This window comes from Xanthomonas sp. 4461, assembly GCF_024806475.1.
Lineage (GTDB): Bacteria > Pseudomonadota > Gammaproteobacteria > Xanthomonadales > Xanthomonadaceae > Xanthomonas > Xanthomonas arboricola_F.
Genome location: NZ_JANTYV010000006.1, coordinates 71159 through 83280 on the forward strand (window position 1 = coordinate 71159; position 12122 = coordinate 83280).

The window sequence follows — 12122 nt, forward strand, 5'->3', positions numbered from 1 at the left end:
TTTGCTCCTTACAGGTGACCTGGACGCTCAGCGCGCCAACGGCGGCCCCTTGGTGAGATCGCCATCGTCCGCGATGCCCTTGCGCAACAGATCCCCGATCGGCTTGCCGTCGGCATCGTGGTGATACACGTGCAGGTCGCGCTGCGGATACGGAATGTTGAGCCCGTTCTCCAGCAGCTGGTTGCGGATCTGTTCCAGCGTGGTGCTCTTGGCCGCGCCGAAATTGCCGTTGGTCGCATATGCGAACAACATCAGATCCACCGTGCTTTCGCCCAGGTTGGTGACTTGCACGAACGGTGCCGGCGACTGCAGGATGTTCGGATTGTCCTTGGCGATCTGCAGCAACAGCTGCTGGGCTTTCTTCAGGTCATCGCCGTAGCCCACGCCCACGGTCACTTCCAGGCGACGGTTGGGCAGGGTGCTGTAGTTGACGATGGGCGCGGTGGTGATGGTGCTGTTGGGCAGGGTGATCATGCGTTCGTCGAAGCTACGCAGCCGGGTCTGGAAGATCCGGATCTCGTCCACGATGCCTTCCTGGCCGGCGATCACCACGTGGTCGCCGTCGCGCATCGGCCGCAGCACGATCAGCATCACACCTGCTGCGATGTTGGACAGCGAATCCTTCAACGCCAGACCGACCGCCAGGCCTGCCGCACCGAGCACCGCAATCAACGAGGTTGGCGGTACGCCGATCTTGCTCAGCGCACTGACGAACACCAGGACCAGCAGCAATGCGTAGACCACATTGCGCAGGAAGTTGGTCAGCGTGATCTCGATGCGGGCGCGGGTCAAAGCGCGGTGCAGCCATTGGCTGAGCTGCTTTGCCAGCCACATGCCCACGACCAGAATGACAAGCGCAACTCCCCAGTTCAGCAGGATTTGCGCCCAGTCGACCTTATCCCAGCCCGTCGGTTGCTTCGGGACAGCGACTACCGTCTTGGTGGTTGCTGCAGCAGCTCCCGCTGCTGCCGCCAGTACCGCACCCAACATACCCATCAGCCCTCGCTCTTCAGCTTGGCCAGACGCAGCCAGGTATCGACCACGGTGTCAGGATTCAGCGACACCGACTCGATCCCTTCCTGCATCAGCCACTCGGCCAGCTCTGGGTGATCCGACGGCCCCTGGCCGCAGATGCCCACATACTTGCCCTTGGCGCGCGCCGACTTGATCGCCATCGACAGCAGCTTCTTGACCGCCGGATTCCGCTCGTCGAACAGGTGCGCCACGATCGACGAATCGCGGTCCAGGCCCAGGGTCAGCTGGGTCAGGTCGTTGGAGCCGATCGAGAAACCGTCGAAGATCTCCAGGAACTCGTCGGCCAGCAACGCATTGGACGGCAGCTCGCACATCATGATGATCTTCAGGCCGTTCTCGCCCTGCTTGAGCCCGTTCTGCTCAAGCACCTCGATCACCTTGCGGCCTTCTTCCAGCGTACGCACGAACGGGATCATCACCCAGAGGTTGTCCAGGCCCATCTCGTTGCGCACCTTCAGCACCGCCTTGCACTCCAGCGCGAAGGCCTTGGTGAAGGACGGATCGACATAGCGGCTGGCGCCACGGAAGCCGATCATCGGGTTCTCTTCATGCGGCTCGTAGCGCGAACCGCCGATCAAGTTGGCGTACTCGTTGGACTTGAAGTCCGACAGACGCACGATCACCGTGTTCGGCGCCACCGAGGCGGTCAGCGTGGCGATGCCCTCGGCCAGGCGGTTGACGTAGAAGCTCACCGGGTCGCCATAGCCGGCGGTCTTGGCGTCGATCTTCTTGCGGACGTCGGCGTCCTGCTTGTCGTATTCCAGCAGCGCGTTGGGATGGATGCCGATATGCGCGGCGATGATCATTTCCAGACGCGCCAGGCCGATGCCGGCGTTGGGCAGCTGGCCGAAGTCGAACGCGCGCTCCGGGTTGGCCACGTTCATCATGATCTTGAGCGGGGCAGGCGGCATGTTGCCCAGGTCGGTGGTGGTGCGCTCGAACGGCAGCAGGCCGTCGTAGATGAAGCCGGTGTCGCCTTCGGCGCAGCTGACCGTCACTTCCTGGCCGTCGCTGATTACATCGGTGGCGTTGCCCGAGCCGACCACGGCCGGCACGCCGAGTTCGCGCGCGATGATCGCCGCGTGGCAGGTGCGGCCGCCACGGTTGGTGACGATGGCCGAGGCACGCTTCATCACCGGCTCCCAATCGGGGTCGGTCATGTCGGCGATCAACACGTCGCCGGCCTGCACGCGATTCATGTCGTCCAGCGAGCGCACCACCCGGGCCACGCCGCTGCCGATCTTGGCGCCCACCGCACGGCCCTCGACCAGGATCTTGGCGTCCTTGGCTTCCAGCGAGAAACGCTCGATCTGGGTGGCATGGCTGCGCGACTTCACGGTTTCCGGGCGCGCCTGCACGATGAACAGCTTGCCGCTCACGCCATCCTTGGCCCACTCGATATCCATCGGGCGGCCGTAATGCTTTTCGATCACCAGCGCCTGCTTGGAGAGCTCCTGCACGTCTTCGTCGCTGATCGAGAAGGTGCTGCGCAGCTCCACCGGTGTGTCTTCGGTACGCACGCGCTCGCCGGGCACATCCGAGTACACCATGCGGATCGCCTTGCTACCGAGCGAGCGGCGCAGGATCGCCGGCTTGCCTGCAGTGAGCGTGGGCTTGTAGACATAGAACTCGTCCGGGTTGACCGCGCCCTGCACGACCATCTCGCCCAGGCCGAAGCTGGAGGTGACGAACACCACGTCGCGGAAGCCCGATTCGGTGTCCAGCGTGAACAACACGCCGGCCGCGCCCACGCCCGAGCGCACCATCAACTGCACGCCGGCCGACAGGAACACGTCTTCGTGCTTGAAGCCGTGGTGCACGCGATAGGCGATCGCGCGATCGTTGTAGAGGCTGGCGAACACTTCCTTGACCTTGTGCACGACATCGTCGGCGCCGGTCACGTTGAGGAAGGTTTCCTGCTGGCCGGCGAACGAGGCGTCCGGCAGGTCTTCTGCAGTGGCAGAAGAACGCACGGCCACCGCGACGTCGCCGCCGCCATTTTCTGCGCACAACTGCTCGTAGGCGGTGCGGATGTCGCGGTCCAGTTCCGGCTGCAGCGGTGCATCGATCACCCAGCCGCGGATTTCCTTGCCGGCCGCGGTGAGTGCGGTGACGTCTTCGACGTCCAGCGTTGCGAGCTTGTCGAAAATGCGCTTGGACAGATCGTTGTGCGCGATGAAGTCCTTGAACGCTTCGGCAGTGGTCGCATATCCACCGGGAACCGAAACGCCCAGCCCGGCCAGGTTGCCGATCATCTCGCCGAGCGAGGAGTTCTTACCGCCTACGCGGGCCAGGTCGGCCAGGCGTAGCTCATGCAACCACAGGATATTCTCGTTCAAGCGCGATGCTCCGTAAGGCCATCGCCCGAGCGGGCTGAATGGCCGCGACCGTAGGAAGAAGCCGCTATGATGCAGTGCACAGCGGAGCCTGCACAAGCATGAACCCGTAACTTTTGGACACCAGTTCAAAGAGGTGGTCTTGATGTCAACAATTCGGCCGGTGTTTTACGTCTCCGATGGAACCGGTATCACCGCTGAAACGATTGGGCATAGCCTGCTCACCCAGTTCAGCGGATTCAACTTCGTCACCGACCGCATGTCGTTCATTGACGATGCAGAAAAAGCGCGCGACGCCGCGATGCGGGTGCGCGCTGCCGGCGAGCGTTACCAGGTGCGTCCGGTGGTGGTCAATTCCTGCGTCGATCCGCAGCTGAGCATGATCCTGGCCGAAAGCGGTGCGCTGATGCTGGATGTGTTTGCGCCCTTCATCGAGCCGCTGGAGCGCGAGCTCAACGCGCCGCGGCACTCGCGCGTGGGCCGCGCGCACGGCATGGTCGATTTCGAGACCTATCATCGCCGCATCAATGCAATGAACTTCGCGTTGAGCCACGACGACGGTATTGCGCTCAACTACGACGAGGCCGATGTGATTCTGGTAGCGGTATCGCGTGCAGGCAAGACGCCAACGTGCATCTATCTGGCCTTGCATTACGGCATCCGCGCCGCCAACTATCCGTTGACCGAAGAAGATCTGGAAAACGAACGCCTGCCGCCGCGCTTGCGCAACTACCGCAACAAGTTGTTCGGCCTGACCATCGACCCGGAGCGTCTGCAGCAGATCCGCCAGGAGCGTCGTGCCAACTCGCGCTACAGCGCGGCCGAGACCTGCCGACGCGAGGTTGCAACTGCCGAGCGCATGTTCCAGATGGAGCGCATTCCCACGCTCAGCACCACCAACACGTCGATCGAAGAAATCTCCAGCAAGGTGTTGTCGACCCTGGGGCTGCAGCGCGAGATGTTCTGAGCCCGGATTGGCGCGGCGGGCTTGCGGGCTGGGCAAGGGGTTGGGCAACCGGGCGGCGTCCACCATCCGGGTGCTGCCGCGACGCCGCTGACGGCTTGCTGGCAGTGCGATGGAAATCAAGCGGGCGGGGCAGTGCTCCGCCAAGGTAGGCCTGTCATTGGGCTCTCGTCAATGCTGCCCGTGCGGCAGCGCAGCGTGTAGGATCGGTGCATGGCCCAAGCATTGAGCAAACTCGAAATCATCCCCCGTCTGAGCCGTTTCGGCTGGCTGATGGGGTTGTACGCAGAAAACTTCCAGCATCTCACCCGCCTGTTTGCGCCGGCCGATCTGGCGCCTGGGTCATATGTGTCGTCGATCGGCGATGGGCTGAACCTGCGGCTGGACGTGATCGAATGCCATCGCTACACCGTCGAGCTGCGCCTGACCTACGACCTGTGCGATCCGGTGACCGGTGAGCCGGACCCGTCTGCATATGTGCGTCTGTACCGCGATGCACGCCAGGCCGAGACCACCCATTGCTACGTGGGCCGTCGCTGGCAGGACGTGATGGGCATGTTTCCGCCGCCGGCCGAGCTGATCAGCCATCGCATGCGCATGAATACCTTCCTGGGCAAGTGGCTGGAATACCTGGCCGAACGCGGCCATGGAGTTGCCACCCTGCGGCTGGACACCGACTACGTGGCGCCGCCGCGGCCCAGCGCGCAGGCAATTGTCGGTTAAGCGCAATCAGCAGCGGGTGCCTGCCCGTCGTCAGCGAGCGCGGCCGTTGGCTAGGGGGGGCAAGTCGTCTGCAAGCGGGTCGGGCCTGGCGGCCCGCGCCAAGCGCAGCCGATGCACCTGTGCCACGACAACACGCCAGCCGGTCGCTGCCTGCGCCACGCGGGATGCGTGGCATCGGTCATACTGATGCGCTTCGTTGCAGATCGCGCGCCATGCCCTATACCCCGATTGTCGCCACGCTTGGCTATCTGTTGTCGACGGACGGCACGCAGGTGCTGATGATCCACCGCAATGCCCGCCCCGGCGATCAACACCTGGGCAAATACAACGGGCTCGGCGGCAAGGTGGAGCCGGACGAAGACGTGCTGGCCTGCATGCGGCGCGAGATCCGCGAAGAAGCCGGCGTGGAGTGCGGTGACATGCAATTGCGCGGCACCATCAGCTGGCCCGGGTTCGGCAAGCAGGGCGAGGATTGGTTGGGGTTCGTGTTCCTGATCCGCAGCTTCGACGGCACCCCTCAGACCTCCAATCCGGAAGGCACGCTGGAATGGGTGCCGCTTGCGCAGATGGACCAGGTGCCGATGTGGGAGGGCGACCGCAACTTCCTGCCGCTGGTGTTCGATGGCGACCCGCGCCCCTTCCATGGGGTGATGCCGTATCGCGACGGGCGCATGCAATCGTGGAGCTATTCGCGGGTCTGATCGATTGCCGTTGGGCTGTCCTGCACGGCCGCCGCGCGTCGGGCCGCCGGCATGCCACGTCGCGCTCGCCGGGCTCACCGGTGCCGTCGGCGATCTTCGTCATCAGCAAGGCGCGATTGCCCGCACAGTTTTCCACATGCCCTGTGGATGGACGCTGCGCAAGTCTGTGGACAAGTGCGCAGCCCCCTTGCGGCGCAACACGCTTGCGCTGGCTGGTCAAAATTTCGCCAGTGCGTTTATTGGGCGGTCCAGCCGCCATCGATGGCGATGGATTGCCCGGTGATGTTGCGGGCCGCATGCGACATCAGGAACGCTACCGTGCCGGCCAGCTCGTCGTACTCGATGAAGGCGCCCTTGGGCATCGGCTTGAGCATGACATCGCGGATCACCGCCTCTTCGGCAATGCCACGCGTGCGCGCCTGGTCGGCGATCTGGCGCTCCACCAACGGCGTGCGCACATAGCTGGGGCAGAGCGTGTTGACGGTGATGTCGCAGTCGGCGGTTTCCAGCGCGATCACCTTGGACAGGCCGACCAGGCCATGCTTGGCGGCCACATACGCGCTCTTGTAGGGGCTGGCGACCAGCGAATGGATGCTGCCGACGTTGACGATACGGCCATAGCCTGCCGCGCGCATGCCCGGCAGCACTGCACGGCTGAGCCGAGCCGCACCGGTCAGCATGACCTCGACCAGCAGCGCCCAACGCTGCATCGGGAAGTCTTCCAGCGCAGCCACCTGCTGCAGGCCGGCGTTGTTCACCAGCACCTGCGGGGGCTGCGAGGCGCTGGACAGCGCACGCGCGATGCTGTCGTCGTCGGTGACATCCAGCACAAGGGCCTCGGCCGAGCCGCCCGCGTTCCGTATGCGCTGGGCCGTGTGCCCGGCAGCGGTCTGGTCCATGTCGCTGACCAGCAGATGGTGGCCGTCGCTTGCCAGGTGGGTGGCGATGCCGGCGCCAATGCCGCTGCCCGCGCCGGTGATCAGGATGCTGCGCATCGGGAGTCCTTCTCTGTGATGCGCGGCCAGGAGCGGCCACGCTGATCGCCAGCCTAGCGGACGAGGGCGAAACGATCGCCTGCATGGCGCGCGCGCGTTACCCTTTGCGCCTCGCTCTGATCAGGTTCCGCATGAAACGCCATTTTTCGATGCTGCGCGATTTCCAACTTGCGGACTGGTTCACGCTCGCCAACGCCTTCTGCGGGACCGGGGCGGTTTTCGCCGCGATGCGGTTCCTGCAGGAAGGACACCGGGGCGACCTGTTGCTGGGCATGGCGTTGATTCCGCTGGCATTCGTCTTCGACGCGCTGGACGGGCACGTCGCGCGTTGGCGCAAGGCGTCCTCCACCCTTGGCCGTGAGCTGGATTCGCTGGCCGACGTGATCTCCTTCGGCGTGGCGCCGGCGGCGCTTGGTTACGCCTGCGGCATGCGTGGCGGCTGGGACTGGCTGGTCCTGAGCTATTTCGTCTGCTGCGGCGTGAGCCGGCTGGCGCGCTACAACGTGACCGCCGAAGAGATCGCCGGCGAGGCCGACAAGGTGCCGTACTTCGAAGGCACGCCGATTCCGACCAGTCTGGTGCTGGTGATCCTGCTCGCGGTCGCCGCCAGCACCGGCCACATCGGCCAATCCCTGTGGTGGGGCCAGTGGCAGCTCGGGCCATGGCAGTTCCATCCGTTGGTGCTGCTGTTCGCCATCTCCGGCTCGCTGATGATCAGCAAGACGTTGCGGATTCCCAAACCCTGAGCGGCACGCCTGGTCTCACGCGGTAGGATGGCTCGGTGGATCGTCACAGGAGGGCATGATGGCTAGCAGCGGTTCGGACAACGGCAATGTCGAGGACAAGGCTCGCCAGTATTGGGCCGCCTGGGGAGACGCCATGCGCCACGGCCAGTCCGGGTCCGCCGCGCAGCCACCGCCGGCGCCCGGCGGCGACGCCCCGCAGGACTGGCGCAAGGCGGTGGACTGGTGGTCGCAGTTGCTGCCCACCCAGGCCGCGCCGCAGGCGCAGGAAGCCATCGATCGCTTTCGGACCCAGGCTGGCGGCTGGTTCGGCACCATGCAACAGGTGGCCGGGCAGTTCGCGGGCCGCGATACCTCCGCCAATGAAGTCTCCGATGCCTGGCGGCGTGCGGTGCAAGGGCAGGGCGAACAACTGATGCAGTGGACGCTGGGCTCGCTGCGCGGCGGCGGCCCGGGTGGCTTCGACCCGTGGTTGCAGGAGGCGGCACAGACCCTGGGCAAATGGCGCGAGGAAAACGCGCCGTGGCTGGACATGCCAGCCTTCGGCTTGAACCGCAATCATCAGGCGCGCCTGCAGAAACTGGCGCGCGCGCAACAGGACTATCAGGCGCAGTCGCAGGCCTATGGCGAGCAACTCAAGGCCGCGATCGAGCAGGCCTTCACCCGGTTCACCACCAAGTTGAGCGAGCACGAAAGCAGCGGCAGCCAGCTGACCAGCGCGCGCGCCCTGTTCGATCTGTGGATCGAGGCGGCCGAAGAATCCTATGCCGATGTCGCGTTGTCGGATCAGTTCCGCGACGTGTACGGCGGTTTCGCCAACGCGCATATGCGCTTGCGCGCGGCCTTGCAGGAGGAAGTAGAGCAACTCAGCGAGCGCTTCGGGATGCCGACGCGCTCGGAGATGGATGCCGCCCATCGCCGTATCGCAGAACTGGAGCGCGCGGTGCGACGGATGCTGCGTACCGCCGCCGCCAGCACCCGGACGGCGGGCAAGCCTGCCGACGCCACCCCGGACGAGCCGCAGGCCGCGCGCCCGCCAAGGCGCGCAGCGGCGCCCAAATCCGCCGCTGCGCGCAAGCCGGCCGCTGCAACCGATGCAGCAAAGACGACCGCCCCCAGGAAACCTGCGGCCAGGAAGACCGCAGCTGCAGCAGCTGCGGCCAAAAAGCCCGCGACAGCGAAAGCCGCATCGAAACCCTCGTCCGGCAAGGCGTCCGCCGGTAAGCCGTCCGCACGCCCGCCACGTGGAGCCAAGGCATGAAAGGGCCGTTGGGATTCAGCGCCGAAGACCTGATGCAGGAAACCCTGTCGCTGCAACGCAAGCTGCGCGAAGGCCTGAAACTGCTGCCCGGTGTGGAAGACGTCGACTACGGGGTGACCGAGCGCGAGGAAATCTGGCGCGACGGCAAGGTGGTGCTGTATCGCTTTGTCGGCGAGCAGGCGCCGGTGGCCAAGACGCCGCTGCTGATCGTGTACGCGTTGGTCAATCGCCCGTACATGGTGGATCTGCAGGCCGATCGATCGCTGGTCAAGGGCCTGCTGAGTCACGGCCAGGACGTGTATGTGCTGGACTGGGGCTACCCGGATCGCTCCGAGCGCTACCTCACGCTCGAAGACTATCTGCTTCGCTACATCGATGGCGCGGTGGATCACCTGCGTGCGCAATCGGGGCTGGATGCGGTGGACGTGCTGGGCATCTGCCAGGGCGGCACCTTTTCGCTGTGCTACGCCGCGCTGCAACGGCACAAGGTGCGCAACCTGATCACCATGGTGACGCCGGTGGATTTCCACACGCCCGACAACATGCTGTCCAACTGGGCGCGCATGGTCGATGTGGATCTGTTCGTGGACACCATGGGCAACGTGCCGGCCGATCTGATGAACGCCAGTTACCTGATGCTCAAGCCGTTCCGGCTCAACCTGCAGAAATACGTCGGCTTGCTCGACATCCTCGACGACAAGCAGGCGCTGGAGGACTTCTTGCGCATGGAAAAGTGGATCTTCGATTCGCCGGATCTGGCGGGCGAAGCGTTCCGCGAATTCGTGACGTTGTTCTACCAGCGCAACGGGCTGGTCACCGGCCAGGTGAGCATCGGCGGGCAGGCGGTGGATCTGCAGGACGTGGACATGCCGGTGCTCAACATCTACGCCGAACACGACCATCTGGTGCCGCCCGATGCCTCGCGTGCACTGCGTGGGCTGGTTGGCAGCGACGACTACAGCGAGCTGAGTTTTCGCGGCGGGCACATCGGGATCTACGTGTCCGGACGTGCCCAGCGCGAGGTGCCGGTGGCGATCCATCGCTGGTTGCAGGAGCGCGACCGCAGCGCCTGACGCGCCGCGTGCAACCGCCGATCCGTGTGCGATCGCCGCCCATCACGGCCCGCTGCCGCGCGGTTTTTTAGACTGCGCGCTACGTTTCGAGGAGCCTTCCCATGGCCACCACTGCACTGTCCCGCTCCCTCAATGACCGCATGATCGCCGGCGTCGTCGGCGGCATCGCGCGCCGTCTCGGTTGGAGCTCAACGCTGCTGCGCATCCTGTTCGTGATCGTCTCGATCGCCTCGGCTGCGTTTCCCGGCATCCTGGTCTACCTGATCCTGTGGCTGCTGATCCCCAATCAGGCCGACTGAGCCGGTTGCGGCAGGCACGATCGGCATGGCTGCTGCTGGGCGCGTTGTGGACGCTGCCCAACACCGTGCTTGGCCTATTGATCGGTGCGGTCGGCAGTTGTTTTGGCGCGCGTCCGCGCTGGTCGGGCCACGAGCTCGCGCTTGTTTTTCATGGCTGGCCCTGGGGGCCGGGCGGGGCGATGACGCTGGGCAATGTGATCCTGCTCAAGGGCGCATCGCTGGATCTGCAATGCAGCACCTATGCGCACGCGGCCGGCCGCTGCGAGCATCCGCCGGTGCGCCTGGGCGATCACGAGCGTGCACATGTCTATCAATACATGCTGCTCGGGCCGCTGTTCCTGCCGGTGTATCTCATCTGCGGCGGCATCCATGTGCGCAATCCGCTGGAGCGGGCGGCCGACGCTTATGCAATGCACGGCCGCGGTTGGTGGCCGTGGTGGTCTTAGGCACTGCAATGGATCTGCAGTGGCTGGCAACGCTTCCGCGCTCACCGCCAGGCCTGCGCCCATCCTGGTCATGAGTGCGCCATCCATGCCCGCCTGCCGACTGCTCGCGATCTGTGTCAGTCCCTCGTGGTGACAGCCACACACTCAGCGGCTGCGCTGCAAGACGGCATCCCCTCTCAACCCAAGCGCGAAAATCCGAACAGTTCCGACAACGGGTGCGGCTTTCCTTCCAGTTGCGCACGCAGCAAGCCGGCGCCGATTGCGCTGTAGGTGATGCCGTTGCCGCCGTAGGCCATCGCGAACGATACGCGTGGGCCTTGCTCGGCATGCGTGCCGAAGAAGGGCAGGCCGTCCGCGGTTTCGGCAAACGTGCCGCCCCACGAAAACACCGGGCGTAGACGCGCGTCCGGCATGGTCTTGCTGATCTTTTTCAGCAGCGTCTTCAATTTGCCCTGCACGCGCGCATCGCGGCGTGCGGGGATGTCCACGTTGTCGTCTTCGCCACCGGCCACCACACGGCCATCGGGGGTGCTGCGCATGTACAGATACGGGCGTGCGGTCTCCCACATCATGGTGTGCTTGAGTGCGCCGATCTCGCTGTCGTGCAGCGGGTCGGTCACGAAGGCATAGCTGCTGCGATTGCGTGCCACGCGCTGCGACAGCCACTGCTGGTTGCCATAGCCTGCAGCCAGGATCACGTGCTTGGCGTGCAGCACGATGCCATCGCGCGTGCGCAACTGGACGTGTTGATCGTGCGGGATGATGGCGGCGATGGTGGTGCGATCAAAGATGCGTGCGCCGTATTGCTCGCATTCGGCAAACAGGCGGTAGCAGAGGCGATACGGGTCGACGCTGGCGGCAAGGCGGCTGAGGATTGCGCCGTCCGAGCGCACGCCGTAATCGTGCCATAACGCCTCGCGGTCGACCCATTCCACCGGCAGCCGATGCGTCTGGCGTGCGTCGAGCTCGTCACGCAGGTCGCTCAGATCGCGTGCACGGCTGGCGTAATACAGGCTGTCCTGGCGGGTGAAATCGCAACCGCCAACGCTGTCGCACAGATCCTGCAGATCGACGATGGCCTGCGCGCAGGCGCCGTAGGCAAGCGCGGCAGCCGGCATGCCATGCTGTTTGGCCAGGTCGATCAGTGGCGTATCGATTTCATACTGCAGCAGCGCCGTGCTGGCCGAGGTACTGCCCCAGCCGATTTCGCGTTGTTCGACCACCACCACTTCATGGCCATTGCGCAGCAGTTCGTGCGCGATCAGCGCCGCGGTCACTCCGCCGCCCACAATCACCACCTCGCTGTGGATGTCTTGCTCCAGGCGTGGATAGGCACGCATCAATCCGTTTCGGATCGACCAGAACGGGTAGCCACTTTTGAGGTCCATGCGATGTCGTGAGAACTGGGGATCGCGATTGGACAGCCGAGCGCGGTGAAGTCGCCGTGAGGCGAGCCTTGCCTGGAGGCCGTCACCAAACCGCAAACAGCCGGCGTTAACGTGCGTGGAAAGCTCCTCACGGCGCGCTCGTTATGCTCGCGCCCCAA

The 12122-nt window shown here is 64.9% G+C and carries 12 protein-coding genes; 8 read left to right on the top strand and 4 right to left on the bottom strand.

The annotated features are described in order from the left end of the window. Positions 1 to 27: 27 nt before the first annotated feature. Complete coding sequence (locus tag FHY19_RS18980) at positions 28 to 996, bottom strand: mechanosensitive ion channel domain-containing protein (RefSeq protein WP_259167812.1); 969 nt, start codon at positions 994 to 996, stop codon at positions 28 to 30. Then, the gene (gene ppsA, locus FHY19_RS18985) at positions 996 to 3374 is read right to left on the bottom strand and encodes a phosphoenolpyruvate synthase (protein ID WP_259167815.1); all 2379 of its coding nucleotides are present in this window, start codon (positions 3372 to 3374) and stop codon (positions 996 to 998) included. Before ppsA ends, FHY19_RS18980 begins: the two co-directional genes overlap by 1 nt. A gap of 142 nt (positions 3375 to 3516) precedes the next feature. Between ppsA and FHY19_RS18990 the strand changes: the two genes are divergently transcribed. The 3 genes from FHY19_RS18990 to FHY19_RS19000 all read left to right on the top strand — a co-directional run bounded on the left by FHY19_RS18990 (position 3517) and on the right by FHY19_RS19000 (position 5759). After that, positions 3517 to 4338: a pyruvate, water dikinase regulatory protein gene (locus FHY19_RS18990; RefSeq protein WP_005995409.1), complete on the top strand. Its 822-nt coding sequence runs from the start codon at positions 3517 to 3519 to the stop codon at positions 4336 to 4338. A gap of 210 nt (positions 4339 to 4548) precedes the next feature. After that, entirely contained in the window at positions 4549 to 5058 is a 510-nt protein-coding gene (locus FHY19_RS18995) for a DUF1249 domain-containing protein (protein ID WP_046964107.1), read from the top strand. A gap of 212 nt (positions 5059 to 5270) precedes the next feature. Next, entirely contained in the window at positions 5271 to 5759 is a 489-nt protein-coding gene (locus tag FHY19_RS19000; RefSeq protein ID WP_259167819.1) for an 8-oxo-dGTP diphosphatase, read from the top strand. A gap of 236 nt (positions 5760 to 5995) precedes the next feature. Here the strand turns inward: FHY19_RS19000 and FHY19_RS19005 are convergent, their stop codons facing one another. Then, on the bottom strand, positions 5996 to 6754 hold the full coding sequence (locus FHY19_RS19005) for a 3-hydroxybutyrate dehydrogenase (protein ID WP_259167821.1): 759 nt from the start codon (positions 6752 to 6754) through the stop codon (positions 5996 to 5998). 83 nt (positions 6755 to 6837) lie between these two features. Here FHY19_RS19005 and FHY19_RS19010 point away from each other — a divergent pair, with 83 nt between their 5' ends. The 5 genes from FHY19_RS19010 (at position 6838) to FHY19_RS19030 (ending at position 10576) form a co-directional block, all read left to right on the top strand. Continuing rightward, complete coding sequence (locus tag FHY19_RS19010) at positions 6838 to 7500, top strand: CDP-alcohol phosphatidyltransferase family protein (protein WP_259167823.1); 663 nt, start codon at positions 6838 to 6840, stop codon at positions 7498 to 7500. Between the two features lie 55 nt (positions 7501 to 7555). Next, positions 7556 to 8758 (top strand): class III poly(R)-hydroxyalkanoic acid synthase subunit PhaE, encoded by a 1203-nt coding sequence (gene phaE / locus FHY19_RS19015; RefSeq protein ID WP_259167825.1) that lies wholly within the window; start codon positions 7556 to 7558, stop codon positions 8756 to 8758. Beyond that, positions 8755 to 9831, top strand: a complete 1077-nt coding sequence (locus FHY19_RS19020; protein WP_259167827.1) for a class III poly(R)-hydroxyalkanoic acid synthase subunit PhaC — start codon at positions 8755 to 8757, stop codon at positions 9829 to 9831. The genes phaE and FHY19_RS19020 overlap by 4 nt, the downstream gene beginning before the upstream one ends. Positions 9832 to 9932: 101 nt before the next feature. Then, positions 9933 to 10130, top strand: a complete 198-nt coding sequence (locus FHY19_RS19025) for a PspC domain-containing protein (RefSeq protein ID WP_259149222.1) — start codon at positions 9933 to 9935, stop codon at positions 10128 to 10130. Positions 10131 to 10135: 5 nt separating this feature from the next. Then, positions 10136 to 10576 (top strand): hypothetical protein, encoded by a 441-nt coding sequence (locus FHY19_RS19030; protein WP_259167828.1) that lies wholly within the window; start codon positions 10136 to 10138, stop codon positions 10574 to 10576. A gap of 176 nt (positions 10577 to 10752) precedes the next feature. Here FHY19_RS19030 and FHY19_RS19035 read toward each other — a convergent pair whose 3' ends face one another. Next, a complete protein-coding gene (locus tag FHY19_RS19035) occupies positions 10753 to 11964 on the bottom strand; it encodes an FAD-dependent oxidoreductase (protein WP_259167830.1) in 1212 nt (403 codons plus the stop codon). Positions 11965 to 12122: the final 158 nt, after the last annotated feature.